Here is a 14,357-nt window from a genome sequence, read left to right on the forward strand (position 1 = left end):
AGTGTTTACATGGCGTGAAATTTGTACTATAATTTTGCGCCATTTTGTTGATTAATTTATTAATTGGCAAAGTAAAGAATTCGGGTTGAAGTCCATAATTTCGCTAAGCCTTTGGCAAAGCGATAAATTGGGCTTCCGTCCAAGACCGTAGGTGGCTTAGGCCTTAATATTCACCTACGTAGACGGTGTAGACCCCAGATAGATTTTTCCTAATCCTTCTGGCTCTCGCCGTAAAAAGCATCTCTACCTTGTTTGGTAGGGAAGAGTAGAACAGGGGAATCCGATAATCGGTATCCCCATTAAACCAGGAGTAACACCCATGGCTTTAAATCTTCAAGGCAAAAAAGCAATAGTTGCTGAAGTCAACGAAGCAGCCAATGGTGCTCTATCTGCAGTTGTTGCAGATTCTCGTGGTGTAACAGTTGGCGCAATCACTGCCCTTCGTAAAGAAGCTCGTGCAAATGGTGTTTGGATGAAAGTTGTCCGTAACACTTTAGCAAAACGTGCTCTTGAAGGAACAGATTTTGAGTGTCTTTCTGATTCATTTGTTGGTCCAAGCTTAATCGCTTTCTCATCAGAGCACCCAGGTGCTGCTGCGCGTATCTTTTCAGATTTCGCGAAAAAGAATGAGAAATTCGAGCTTAAAACGGCCGCTTTTGAAGGAAATGTTGTTGATGCAGCAATGCTTGCTACATTACCTACATACGACGAAGCTGTTGCACGCTTAATGAGTGCTATGAAAGAAGCGTCTGCTGGCAAATTGTGTAAAACAATTGAAGCAGTACGTGTACAGAAAGAAGAGCAAGCTGCTTAATTTTAAGCTGTTTAATCTCACTTTCGGTGTAAAATTTATTTGGACGTAATGTCCGTTAATTATTAGGAAATTTGTAATGTCTGTATCTAAAGACCAAATCCTTGACGCAATTGCTGAAATGTCAGTAATGGACGTTGTTGCTCTTATCGAAGCAATGGAAGAAAAATTCGGCGTAACTGCTGCAGCTGCAATGGTAGCTGGTCCAGCTGCTGAAGCTGCTGAAGAGAAAACAGAATTTGACGTAATCCTTACTGGCGCTGGCGCTAACAAGGTTTCTGCAATCAAAGCTGTTCGTAGCGCAACTGGCCTTGGCCTTAAAGAAGCGAAAGCTCTTGTTGAAGCTGCTCCTACACCTGTTAAAGAAGGTGTATCTAAAGAAGAAGCTGAAGCACTTGCAAAAGATCTTACTGAAGCTGGTGCTGAAGTTGAGGTTAAGTAATTTAGCTTTTGCTAAGTTCGCTGCCTGAGAAATCAGGCAAGGGCTGGTGATTATTTAATCACCGGCCTTTTTGCGCTATAGAGTGATGCACTCTTTTAGTTCAAATAAAATCTGATTTTTTCTTTACTTTCAACGCTTTATAGTTTGCTAGTGTTAAAGTGAGATCTAATTAGAACAACAGTTAAATGTTGTAAAATCTTGGCATAGCTGCCAGTTAAGTCTGTTCTTACAAGAACAGGTCGGGTCAAAGATCAGCAAGCTGAGGAACCCCATGGCTTACTCTTATTCTGAAAAGAAACGTATCCGTAAGGATTTTGGTAAACGTCCACAAGTTTTGGATATACCTTTTTTACTGTCTACACAGTTAGAATCGTTTAAAAAATTCTTAGTGCCGGACGCTGATGGCGATCATGGTTTGGAAGCTGCCTTCCGTTCTGTGTTCCCTATTAAAAGCTACTCGGGAAATTCTGAGCTTCAATACGTAAGTTATCGTATTGGTGAGCCAGTTTTCGATGTAAAAGAATGTCAAATTCGCGGTGTGACTTATTCTGCTCCACTTCGCGTGAAACTGCGTCTTGTTGTTATGGACAAAGAAGCACCAGGCACAGTTAAAGACATTAAAGAGCAAGAAGTTTACATGGGCGAAATTCCGCTCATGACAGATACCGGTACTTTTGTAATCAATGGTACAGAGCGTGTTATCGTTTCTCAGCTACACCGTAGCCCTGGTGTATTCTTTGATAACGACCGCGGTAAAACCCATTCATCGGGTAAAGTATTATATAACGCACGCGTTATACCTTACCGTGGTTCATGGTTAGACTTCGAATTTGATGCAAAAGATAACTTATATGTACGTATTGACCGCCGTCGTAAATTACCGGCGTCTATCATCCTACGTGCACTAGAGTATTCTAGCGAACAAATCCTAGATATGTTCTTCGATAACACTACGTTTGAAGTAACGAACGGTAAAGTTCTTATGGAACTTGTACCTTCGCGTTTACGTGGTGAAACTGCCGCTTTTGATATCAAGAGCGAAGACGGTGAAGTATTTGTTGAAAGCGGTCGTCGTGTTACGGCTCGCCACATCAAGAGCATCGAGAAGAAAGGCATTAAGCAATTAGAAGTACCACATGAGTACATCATTGGCCGTATTGTAGCTAAAAACTATGTTGATGAGTCAACTGGTGAAGTTATTGCAAATGCAAATGACGAGCTAACTCTAGAGCTAATGGCTGAATTGGTTAAAGCTGGTTACACTAAAATTGATACGTTATATATCAATGAAGTGGACAGCGGTGCTTACATGTCAAATACTTTGAACATTGACTCTGCAAGCAGCCGTTTAGAAGCACTAGTAGAAATTTATCGCATGATGCGCCCAGGCGAGCCACCGACGAAAGACGCGGCTGAAGCCTTATTCCAGAACTTGTTCTTCTCTGAAGAACGTTACGACTTATCTACTGTAGGTCGTATGAAGTTCAATAGCCGTGTTGGTTACGATACAGACACAGGCCCTGGCACATTAAGCAAAGAAGACATCGTGTCTGTTATGAAAGTATTAATTGCTATTCGTAACGGTCAAGGCGATGTTGATGATATCGACCACTTAGGCAACCGTCGTATACGTAGTGTTGGCGAAATGGCTGAGAACCAATTCCGTGTTGGTCTAGTACGTGTTGAACGTGCTGTACGTGAGCGTTTAAGCTTAGGTGACCTTGACGCGATAATGCCACAAGATCTTATTAACGCTAAGCCTATTTCGGCAGCTGTTAAAGAGTTCTTCGGCTCGTCTCAGTTATCACAGTTTATGGACCAAAATAACCCACTATCAGAAGTTACGCATAAACGTCGTATCTCTGCATTAGGTCCGGGCGGTCTAACTCGTGAACGCGCAGGCTTTGAAGTACGTGACGTTCACGTAACTCACTATGGTCGCGTATGTCCAATCGAGACTCCTGAGGGTCCAAACATCGGTCTAATTAACTCGTTGTCTACGTACGCACGTACAAATGACTACGGTTTCTTAGAAACACCTTACCGCAAAGTGGTAGACGGTGTTGTAACTGATGAAGTTGATTATTTATCAGCCATTGAAGAAGGTCAGTTTGTTATTGCACAGGCGAACTCAAACTTAACTGAAACCAATGAGTTTGTTGATGAACTTATCCCATGTCGTCACAAAGGTGAATCTACCTTTATGGGTCGCATGGACCAGCAGTATATGGATGTATCACCACAACAGGTGATCTCTGTAGCGGCAGCACTTATCCCGTTCCTAGAACACGATGATGCTAACCGTGCATTGATGGGTTCAAACATGCAACGTCAAGCAGTACCAACATTGAAAGCGGATAAGCCGTTAGTAGGTACTGGTATTGAGTTAACACTAGCGAAAGATTCTGGTGTAACTATCGTTGCTAAACGTGGTGGTGAAGTAATGTATGCTGACGCAAGTCGCATCGTTGTAAATGTACATGAAGAAGAACGCATTCCTGGTGAAGCGGGCATCGACATCTACAACTTAACCAAATACACACGTTCAAACCAAAATACATGTATTAACCAAAAGCCAACTTGTATGGTTGGCGAACCGGTTACTCGTGGTGACGTGTTAGCAGATGGTCCTTCGACTGACTTAGGTGACTTAGCCCTTGGTCAAAACCTTCGCGTGGCATTCATGCCATGGAACGGTTACAACTTCGAAGATTCAATCTTGTTATCAGAGCGCGTAGTTGAAGAAGATCGTCTAACGACTATCCATATTCAAGAACTACAGTGTGTTGCCCGTGATACTAAATTAGGTCCAGAAGAGATCACTGCAGATATCCCGAATGTGGGTGAGTCTGCGCTAGGCAAGCTTGATGAATCAGGCGTTGTATATATTGGTGCTGAAGTTAAAGGCGGCGATATCCTAGTAGGTAAAGTGACTCCTAAAGGCGAGACACAGCTTACACCTGAAGAGAAGCTACTGCGTGCTATCTTCGGCGAAAAAGCGTCTGACGTTAAAGACAGCTCTTTACGTGTACCAAATTCTGTAACTGGTACAGTAATTGACGTGCAAGTTTTCACCCGTGATGGTGTTGAAAAAGATAAACGCGCGTTAGAAGTTGAAGACATGCAGCTTCGCGAAGCGAAGAAAGACTTCAACGAAGAGTTCCGTATTTTAGAAGCAGGCGTTTTAGACCGTGCACGTAAGCTACTTATAGCTGCTGGTTTTGATGAAGATAAACTTGCATCTCTAAATGCTGAAAAAGTACTTACGCAAAGCCTTGCTGAAGAAGACAAGCAAGCTGAGCTTGAGCAACTAGCTGCACAGTACGATGAACTTAAAGCTGAATACGATAAGAAGTTTGAAAACAAACGTCGTAAAATTACCCAAGGTGATGACCTAGCACCAGGCGTACTTAAGATTGTTAAAGTATACCTAGCTGTTAAACGTCGTATCCAACCGGGTGATAAAATGGCGGGTCGTCACGGTAACAAAGGTGTTATCTCGACTATCGTACCAGTAGAAGATATGCCTTACGATGACAAAGGTCGTACGGTAGATATCGTATTGAATCCACTAGGTGTACCATCGCGTATGAACATCGGTCAGATCCTTGAAACACATATGGGTCTTGCTGCACGTGGTATCGGTGAACGTATTGAAGAGATGATGAAAGAACAACGTGAGCTTCATGAGCTACGTGAATTCATCAAGCAAGCTTACGAAATTGGTGAATCTCGCCAAGTTGTAGACATTGCTAGCTTCACTGATGACGAAATTCGTCGTCTAGCTGAAAACTTAAAAGGTGGTTTACCAATAGCTACTCCTGCATTTGATGGCGCGAAAGAAAACGAAATCAAAGACATGCTTGAGCTTGCGGGCTATCCTCGTAGTGGTCAGGTTACACTTTATGATGGCCGTACTGGTGATCAGTTTGAACGTCAAGTAACTGTTGGTTACATGTACATGCTTAAACTTAACCACTTGGTTGACGATAAGATGCATGCACGTTCTACTGGTTCTTACAGCCTTGTTACTCAGCAGCCGCTGGGTGGTAAAGCACAGTTCGGTGGCCAGCGTTTTGGTGAGATGGAAGTATGGGCACTTGAAGCTTACGGTGCTGCTTACACTCTACAAGAAATGCTAACAGTGAAATCGGATGACGTGAACGGTCGTACTAAGATGTATAAAAACATCGTTGATGGTAACCATAAAATGGAACCCGGTATGCCAGAATCGTTCAACGTATTGTTGAAAGAAATCCGCTCACTGGGTATCAACATCGAGTTGGAAGAAAATTAAGCCAATTAGATGCTGCAGTTAACGCTGCAGCATCTGTTACGGCTGAATAGAATGTAGGGACGAGACTATCCGTCCTCAAGATTAACTCCGACAGGAGAGCTAAGGTGAAAGACTTACTTAAGTTTCTGAAGCAACAAAATAAGACCGAAGAATTCGATGCAATTCGCATTGGTCTTGCTTCACCAGACATGGTTCGTTCATGGTCATACGGTGAAGTAAAGAAACCTGAGACTATTAACTACCGTACTTTCAAGCCTGAGCGCGATGGCTTATTCTGTGCCCGTATTTTCGGCCCAGTGAAAGATTATGAGTGTTTATGTGGTAAATATAAACGCCTTAAACACCGTGGTGTGATCTGTGAAAAGTGTGGCGTTGAAGTAACACTCACTAAAGTGCGACGCGATCGTATGGGTCATATCGACCTTGCGAGCCCAGTTGCACATATATGGTTTTTAAAATCATTACCGTCACGTATTGGCTTAATGCTAGATATGACGCTTCGTGATATTGAACGTGTTCTTTACTTCGAATCATTCGTAGTAACTGAGCCTGGTATGACAACGCTTGAGCGTGGTCAGCTATTAGGTGAAGAAGAATACTTAGATTCACTAGAAGAGCATGGTGATGAGTTTGAAGCGAAGATGGGTGCTGAAGCAGTTTTAGACTTGCTTCGTGAACTCGATCTTGCTCAATTAATTGCTGAGATGCGTGAAGAGTTACCAACAATTAACTCTGAAACTAAGCGTAAAAAAATCACTAAACGTCTTAAGTTAATGGAATCGTTCCACCAATCAGGTAATAACCCTGAGTGGATGATCATGACAGTACTTCCAGTATTGCCACCAGATCTACGCCCATTAGTACCATTAGACGGTGGTCGTTTTGCGACATCTGATCTAAACGACCTTTACCGCCGTGTTATTAACCGTAATAACCGTCTTAAGCGTCTACTAGATTTAGCAGCACCAGACATTATTGTACGTAACGAAAAACGTATGTTACAAGAAGCGGTAGATGCGCTACTTGATAACGGTCGTCGTGGTCGTGCAATTACAGGTTCTAACAAGCGTCCTCTTAAATCTCTTGCTGATATGATCAAGGGTAAGCAAGGTCGTTTCCGTCAGAACTTACTTGGTAAGCGTGTAGATTATTCAGGCCGTTCTGTAATCACAGTTGGTCCTACACTTAAGCTTCACCAATGTGGTCTTCCTAAGAAGATGGCACTAGAGCTATTTAAACCATTCATCTATGGCAAATTAGAGCGTCGCGGCATGGCTACGACAATCAAAGCAGCTAAGAAGATGGTTGAACGTGAAGTTCCGGAAGTATGGGATGTACTTGACGAAGTAATTCGTGAACATCCAGTATTACTTAACCGTGCACCAACACTTCACCGTTTGGGTATCCAAGCGTTTGAGCCTGTGCTTATCGAAGGTAAAGCGATTCATTTGCATCCATTAGTATGTGCGGCTTACAACGCCGATTTCGATGGTGACCAAATGGCGGTACACGTACCGTTAACAATCGAAGCGCAGCTTGAAGCTCGTGCATTGATGATGTCAACAAACAACATTCTATCTCCTGCGAATGGTGAGCCAATCATCGTTCCTTCACAGGATGTTGTATTGGGTCTTTATTACATGACTCGTGACCGCATTAACGCTAAAGGCGAAGGCGCGATATTTAAAGATCCAAAAGAAGCAGAAAAAGCATACCGTAGTGGCAATGCAGACCTTCACGCTATTGTGAAAGTACGTATTAGCCAATCAGTTAAAAACGAAGACGGCGTAGTAGAAGATACTATCACTGTTATCGATACAACTGTTGGTCGTGCAATTTTGTCTCTAATTTTACCTAAAGGCATGCCGTTTGCGTCAATCAACCAGCCGCTAGGTAAAAAGCAGATTTCTGGCTTATTGAATGAGTGTTACCGTCGTCTAGGTCTTAAAGATACAGTTATCTTTGCTGACCAAGTTATGTACACCGGTTTCCATTACGCAATGAAGTCAGGTGTTTCTATCGGTATTGATGACTTAGTTATCCCACCGGTTAAAGCACAGATAATTGAATCAGCTGAAGCTGAAGTTACTGAAATCAACCAACAATTCCAATCAGGTCTTGTAACGGCTGGTGAAAAGTACAATAAAGTTATCGATATCTGGTCACGTGTAAACGAAAACTTATCACGTGAAATGATGTCTAACTTGTCGAAAGACACAGTTATTAATGCTAAAGGTGAAGAAGTAGAGCAACCGTCATTTAACTCAGTGTTTATGATGGCCGACTCAGGTGCTCGTGGTAGTGCTGCACAGATTCGTCAGTTGGCGGGTATGCGTGGTCTAATGGCACGTCCAGATGGTTCAATCATCGAGACGCCAATCACAGCTAACTTCCGTGAAGGTCTAAACGTACTTCAGTACTTCATCTCAACGCATGGTGCGCGTAAAGGTCTTGCCGATACAGCACTTAAAACAGCTAACTCGGGTTACCTAACGCGTCGTCTAGTAGACGTTGCACAAGATTTGGTAATCAATGAAGATGACTGTGGCACAGAAGATGGCTTAACAATGAAACCGCTTATTGAAGGTGGTGATGTTGTAGAAGCACTTCGTGAACGTGTTCTAGGTCGTGTTGTTGCTGAAGATATTGTAATTCCAGGTACTAATACAGTACTTGTTGAACGTAATATCATGCTTGATGAAAAACTGTGTGATCTTTTAGAAGAGCACTCAGTGGATGAAGTTCGCGTACGTTCTGTTATCACATGTGATAACGACTTTGGTGTATGTGCTAAGTGTTATGGTCGTGACCTTGCACGTGGTCATATCATTAACGCGGGTGAATCAGTCGGTGTTATCGCGGCGCAGTCAATCGGTGAGCCGGGTACACAGCTTACGATGCGTACATTCCACATCGGTGGTGCAGCATCAAGAGCGTCAGCAGAAAACAACGTACAAGTTAAAACTAACGGTACATTAAAACTGCACAACGCTAAATATGTATTAAATACAGATGGTAAGATTGTTATTACCTCACGTTCTACTGAGATCACTATCATTGATAGCTATGGTCGTGAAAAAGAGCGTTATAAAGTACCTTACGGTGCGGTATTAACAGTGCAAGATAATGCTGAAGTTCAAGGTAACGACATCGTTGCTACTTGGGACCCGCATAGTCACCCAATCGTTCTTGAGCATAAATCAAAAGTATCGTTTAGCGATATCGATGATTCAAATACAGAAACGCAGACTGATGAACTAACCGGTTTAACCCGTATAGTTGTTAAAGATCTTGCTAAAGTAAATACGAAAGAACCAAAGCTTATCATTGAAAATGAAGAGCGCGGTCTGCAAGAAACACGTCTTCCTTCATTCACGACGATTGAAGTTATTGACGGCGTTACAGCAAACCCAGGTGACGTGTTAGCACGTATTCCGCAAGAAGGTTCGAAAACTCGTGATATCACGGGTGGTCTACCACGCGTAGCCGACTTATTTGAAGCTCGTAAGCCAAAAGAACCAGCTATATTAGCTGAAGTAACTGGTACTATTAGCTTCGGTAAAGAGACCAAAGGTAAGAAGCGTTTAGTTATTACTCCAGCAGAAGGCGATCATTACGAAGAAATGATTCCTAAGTGGCGTCAACTTAACGTGTTTGAAGGTGAGCAAGTGTCTAAAGGTGAAGTTATCGCCGATGGTCCTGAATCGCCGCATGACATCTTACGCCTACGTGGTGTGACTCATGTTGCTAACTACATCGTTAACGAAGTGCAAGAGGTTTACCGTTTGCAAGGCGTTAAGATCAATGACAAGCACATTGAAACAATTATCCGTCAGATGATTCGTAAATGTACCATCATACACGGTGGTGATACTGACTTCTTAGCCGGTGAACAAATCGAAGTGGCGCGCGTTAATATCGCAAACCGTGACCTTGAAAAACAAGGTAAGATACCAGCTAAGTTTGAAATCCAGTTAATGGGTATCACAAAAGCATCACTAGCAACAGAATCTTTCATCTCTGCAGCGTCTTTCCAAGAGACAACACGTGTTCTTACAGATGCGGCAGTGAATGGTAAGAGCGATGAGCTTCGCGGTCTGAAAGAAAACGTAATTGTGGGTCGTTTGATCCCAGCCGGTACCGGTTTTGCGTATCATCAAGAACGTATGGCTCGCCGTAAACAAAGCAAAGTAGTAGTAGAAGAGCAAACAGTAAGTGCAGAAGAGGCAACTCAAGCACTTACAGACGCTCTAAATGCTGATTTGTCTGGAAATCAATAAACTGTTCTTAATCAATAGATTAAGTGATCGTGAGGCAGTTATATGCTGTCTTACGGTTAGTTTAGGTTGACAGGTTAAACTTTGCTCATTAAAATTCCGCCACCCATTTACTTGTGTGCTCAATGCAGGCTCGTAAATAAAGGGCGGATTTTTTATTTTTTTCAGTAGTAATTTTAATTTCAGGAGCTATTTAAATGGCAACTATTAACCAGCTAGTGCGTAAGCCACGCCGTAGCAAGGTTACGAAAAGTAACTCAGCTGCACTAAAAGCGTGTCCGCAAAAGCGCGGTGTATGTACTCGCGTATATACAACTACACCTAAGAAACCTAACTCGGCGTTACGTAAAGTAGCACGTGTACGTTTAACTAACGGTTTCGAAGTAACTTCATACATTGGCGGTGAAGGTCATAACCTTCAAGAGCATAGTGTAATCCTAATCCGTGGTGGTCGTGTTAAAGATTTACCAGGTGTGCGTTTTCACACTGTTCGTGGTGCACTTGACTGTGCAGGCGTTAGCGATCGTCGTCAAGCTCGTTCTAAATACGGTGCAAAACGCCCTAAAGGCTAATTGTTTTCCGTTAGTAAGGCCAAGCACTAAATATTTATAATTATTGTTTTGGGTGATTGACTCGAAAGAGCAAACCTGAATAAACCGGAGATACAAAATGCCTAGAAGACGCGTAATCGGTCAACGTAAAATTCTTCCAGATCCTAAGTTCGGATCGGAACTTCTTGCTAAATTCGTTAACATCGTGATGTTAGACGGCAAGAAATCTACTGCTGAAAAAATTGTTTATGGTGCGCTAGACGTGGCTGCTGAGAAATCAGGCAAGTCGCACCTAGAAATCTTTGAAACTGCACTTGATAACATTCGCCCACAGGTAGAAGTTAAATCTCGCCGTGTTGGTGGTTCAACTTATCAAGTACCAGTTGAAGTACGTCCAGTTCGTCGTAACGCATTAGGTATGCGTTGGTTAGTAGACGCTGCACGTAAGCGTGGCGAAAAATCTATGGGCTTACGTTTAGCTCAAGAAATCGTTGACGCTTCTGATAATAAAGGCACTGCGGTTAAGAAACGTGAAGACGTTCACCGTATGGCTGAAGCGAATAAAGCATTCGCTCATTACCGTTGGTAATCTGTCTTTAACCTTTAAGAGGATCATATGGCACGTACAACTCCACTTGAGCGCTATCGTAATATAGGTATTGTTGCTCACGTAGATGCAGGCAAAACCACCACAACAGAACGTGTTCTGTTCTACACAGGTCTTTCTCATAAGATCGGTGAAGTACATGATGGCGCTGCAACTATGGATTGGATGGAGCAGGAACAAGAGCGTGGTATCACAATCACTTCTGCTGCAACAACGTGTTTTTGGAAAGGGATGGACGCTCAATTTGACGCCCATCGTATCAATATTATTGATACTCCAGGACACGTAGATTTCACTATTGAAGTAGAGCGTTCTTTACGTGTACTTGATGGTGCGGTAGTTGTTCTTTGTGCTTCATCTGGTGTACAGCCGCAAACTGAAACAGTTTGGCGTCAAGCGAACAAATACGAAGTTCCGAGAATGATCTTCGTAAATAAAATGGATCGCACGGGCGCTGACTTTTTAGCAGTGGTTAGCCAGGTGAAATCTCGTCTTGGAGCAACGCCTGTTCCAATTCAGTTGCCTGTAGGCGCTGAGGACGACTTTAAAGGTGTTATTGACCTTATTAAAATGAAAGTGATTAACTGGAACGAAGCGGACCAGGGTATGACTTTCTCTTATGAGGCAATACCGGCAGAACTTCTGGAATTAGCTGAAGAATGGCGCTCTCATTTAGTTGAAAGCGCTGCTGAAGCAACAGAAGAACTAATGGATAAATACTTAGAAGGTGAAGAGTTAAGTGAAGCAGAAATTAAAAATGCTTTACGCCAACGAACATTAGCGAATGAGATTGTTCCAGTTACTTGTGGTAGCGCATTTAAAAACAAAGGCGTTCAAGCTGTGCTTGATGGCGTTGTTGAGTATATGCCGTCACCAGAGCAAGTGAAACAAATCCAAGGTATTCTAGAAAATGGTACTGAGGAAGAACGTCCAGCTAATGATAAAGCGCCGTTTGCTGCACTCGCTTTTAAGATTGCAACAGACCCGTTTGTTGGAACCTTGACCTTTTTCCGTGTTTACTCTGGTACTGTTAAACAGGGTGACACGGTATATAATCCAGTAAAAAGTAAGCGTGAGCGACTTGGCCGTATCGTACAGATGCATTCAAACTCTCGTGAAGAGATCAAAGAAGTTTTCGCAGGCGACATCGCGGCAGCTATTGGTCTTAAAGACGTAACAACAGGTGAAACACTGTGTGATCCGAATTCTATAATTACGCTTGAGCGTATGGAATTCCCTGAACCAGTAATCTCTATTGCGGTTGAGCCTCGCACTATAGCTGACCAAGATAAGATGGGTATCGCGCTAGGTAAACTAGCTGCTGAAGACCCTTCTTTTCGCGTACAAACTGACGAAGAATCAGGCCAGGTTATAATCTCTGGCATGGGTGAGCTTCACCTAGATATCATCGTCGACCGTATGAAACGTGAATTCAGTGTTGAATGTAACGTTGGTAAGCCGCAGGTCTCATACCGAGAAGCTATTCGTTCAACTGTTAAGGTTGAAGGGAAGTTTATACGTCAGTCAGGTGGTCGTGGTCAATATGGTCACGTTTGGCTTAAACTTGAACCGATGGACATTACGGATGATGAGTCACCAATCTATGAGTTCGTTAACGAAACCGTAGGTGGTTCTGTTCCTAAAGAGTTCGTTCCTGCGGTAGACAAAGGTATCCAAGAGCAAATGTCTCAAGGTGTACTGGCAGGCTACCCATTACTTGGCGTTAAAGCGACTTTATATGATGGTTCATTCCATGATGTAGATTCGAATGAAATGGCATTTAAAATAGCAGGTTCACTGGCAATGAGAGATGGGGCGCGTAAAGCTGACCCTGTACTTTTAGAGCCAGTAATGAAGGTTGAAGTACTCACTCCTGATTCAAATATGGGTGATGTAGTTGGCGACTTAAACCGTCGCCGCGGCATAATCGAAGGCATGGAAGATGCATTAGGTGGACTTAAGCAAATTAATGCGCAAGTTCCTCTTTCTGAAATGTTTGGTTATGCGACTGCTTTACGATCTGCAACACAGGGCCGTGCCTCATACTCTATGGAGTTTGTGAAGTACGCTGAAGCCTCTAAAAATGTTGCAGATACAATAATTTCAGCTCGCGCTGTTATATAATTTTAGCTTGTCTGGCTCAATAGTGAGTCAGGCTTTAATTTCTTTATTAGGAATTTTTTAAGATGGCAAAAGAAAAGTTTGAACGCGTAAAACCGCACGTAAACGTTGGTACAATCGGCCACGTTGACCACGGTAAAACTACACTAACTGCAGCAATCACTAACGTACTTGCAAAAGTATACGGCGGTGTTGCTAAAGATTTCGCATCAATCGATAACGCTCCAGAAGAGCGCGAACGTGGTATCACTATTTCAACGTCTCACGTTGAATACGATACACCTACACGTCACTACGCACACGTAGATTGTCCTGGTCACGCCGATTATGTTAAAAACATGATCACTGGTGCTGCTCAAATGGACGGCGCGATCTTAGTAGTTGCTGCGACAGATGGCCCTATGCCACAAACGCGTGAGCACATCCTTCTTTCTCGTCAAGTTGGCGTTCCTTACATCATCGTGTTCATGAACAAATGTGACATGGTAGATGACGAAGAACTACTTGAACTAGTAGAAATGGAAGTTCGTGAACTTCTTTCAGAATACGATTTCCCAGGTGATGACTTACCTCTAATCGCTGGTTCTGCGCTTAAAGCGTTAGAAGGCGAGAAAGAGTGGGAAGATAAGATTGTTGAGCTTGCAAACGCACTTGATTCTTACATCCCAGAGCCAGAGCGTGACATCGATAAGCCATTCATCATGCCTATCGAAGACGTTTTCTCAATCCAGGGTCGTGGTACAGTTGTAACTGGTCGTGTTGAAGCTGGTATCATCCGCATCAATGACGAAGTAGAAATTGTTGGTATCAATGATACAACTCGTTCTACTTGTACTGGTGTTGAAATGTTCCGTAAGCTTCTAGACGAAGGTCGTGCTGGCGAAAACATCGGCGCACTTCTACGTGGTACTAAACGTGAAGACGTTGAACGTGGTCAAGTACTAGCTAAGCCTGGTTCAATCAACCCACATACTACATTCACTTCAGAAGTATACGTACTTTCGAAAGATGAAGGTGGTCGTCATACTCCATTCTTCAAAGGTTACCGTCCACAGTTCTACTTCCGTACAACTGACGTAACGGGTGACGTACAGTTACCAGAAGGCGTAGAAATGGTAATGCCTGGTGATAACATCAAGATGACAGTAACTCTAATCGCACCAATCGCGATGGATGAAGGTCTTCGTTTTGCTATCCGTGAAGGTGGCCGTACTGTAGGTGCTGGTGTTGTAGCAACTATCGTAGCGTAAT

General features: G+C 43.1%; 8 protein-coding genes. All 8 read left to right on the forward strand.

All coding sequences use genetic code 11. The features are described 5' to 3' along the window. The first annotated feature begins 319 nt into the window (after window positions 1-319). The 8 genes from rplJ to tuf all read left to right on the forward strand — a co-directional run bounded on the left by rplJ (window position 320) and on the right by tuf (window position 14,356). The gene (rplJ, locus tag L656_RS0116940) at window positions 320-814 is read left to right on the forward strand and encodes a 50S ribosomal protein L10 (protein WP_002958881.1); all 495 of its coding nucleotides are present in this window, start codon (window positions 320-322) and stop codon (window positions 812-814) included. Between the two features lie 76 nt (window positions 815-890). Beyond that, window positions 891-1,253 carry a 50S ribosomal protein L7/L12 gene (rplL, locus tag L656_RS0116945; RefSeq protein WP_002958882.1) on the forward strand — a complete coding sequence of 121 codons (363 nt, stop codon included), beginning with the start codon at window positions 891-893 and terminating at the stop codon, window positions 1,251-1,253. Window positions 1,254-1,524: 271 nt separating this feature from the next. Beyond that, the gene (rpoB, locus tag L656_RS0116950) at window positions 1,525-5,550 is read left to right on the forward strand and encodes a DNA-directed RNA polymerase subunit beta (RefSeq protein ID WP_024600087.1); all 4,026 of its coding nucleotides are present in this window, start codon (window positions 1,525-1,527) and stop codon (window positions 5,548-5,550) included. A gap of 104 nt (window positions 5,551-5,654) precedes the next feature. After that, on the forward strand, window positions 5,655-9,830 hold the full coding sequence (gene rpoC, locus L656_RS0116955) for a DNA-directed RNA polymerase subunit beta' (protein ID WP_024600088.1): 4,176 nt from the start codon (window positions 5,655-5,657) through the stop codon (window positions 9,828-9,830). A 194-nt stretch (window positions 9,831-10,024) separates the two neighbouring features. Beyond that, on the forward strand, window positions 10,025-10,399 hold the full coding sequence (gene rpsL, locus L656_RS0116960; protein ID WP_002958885.1) for a 30S ribosomal protein S12: 375 nt from the start codon (window positions 10,025-10,027) through the stop codon (window positions 10,397-10,399). 97 nt (window positions 10,400-10,496) lie between these two features. Beyond that, window positions 10,497-10,967, forward strand: coding sequence for a 30S ribosomal protein S7 (gene rpsG / locus L656_RS0116965; RefSeq protein WP_010555004.1), 471 nt, complete (start codon window positions 10,497-10,499; stop codon window positions 10,965-10,967). A 27-nt stretch (window positions 10,968-10,994) separates the two neighbouring features. Beyond that, window positions 10,995-13,109 (forward strand): elongation factor G, encoded by a 2,115-nt coding sequence (gene fusA, locus L656_RS0116970; RefSeq protein WP_024600089.1) that lies wholly within the window; start codon window positions 10,995-10,997, stop codon window positions 13,107-13,109. Between the two features lie 62 nt (window positions 13,110-13,171). Further along, window positions 13,172-14,356, forward strand: a complete 1,185-nt coding sequence (tuf, locus tag L656_RS0116975) for an elongation factor Tu (RefSeq protein ID WP_024596766.1) — start codon at window positions 13,172-13,174, stop codon at window positions 14,354-14,356. The last annotated feature ends 1 nt before the right edge of the window (window position 14,357 follow it).

This window comes from Pseudoalteromonas sp. TAE56 (assembly GCF_000497955.1).
In the GTDB taxonomy this organism is placed as follows: Bacteria; Pseudomonadota; Gammaproteobacteria; order Enterobacterales; family Alteromonadaceae; genus Pseudoalteromonas.